The following is a 234-nucleotide window of genomic DNA, read 5'->3' on the forward strand; positions in this document are numbered from 1 at the left end:
CGCGGATCAGCATGCCGCGGTGAATACGTTCCCGGGCCTTGTACACACCGCCCGTCACACCATGAGAGTTTGCAACACCCAAAGTCGGTTCGGTAACCTTCGGGAGCCAACCGCCTAAGGTGGGGCAGATGATTAGGGTGAAGTCGTAACAAGGTAGCCGTAGGAGAACCTGCGGCTGGATCACCTCCTTTCTAAGGAATAATACGGAAGCCTGCACATGAGACAAAACTTTGT

Annotated in this window: 1 rRNA gene; it reads left to right on the top strand. The window is 54.3% G+C overall.

Annotated features, from left to right (window positions below):
- Positions 1 to 191: ribosomal RNA gene (locus tag CES79_RS12655) — 16S ribosomal RNA — on the top strand; the annotation flags it as partial.
- Positions 192 to 234: the final 43 nt, after the last annotated feature.

This window comes from Secundilactobacillus silagei JCM 19001, assembly GCF_002217945.1.
Taxonomy (GTDB): Bacteria; Bacillota; Bacilli; order Lactobacillales; family Lactobacillaceae; genus Secundilactobacillus; species Secundilactobacillus silagei.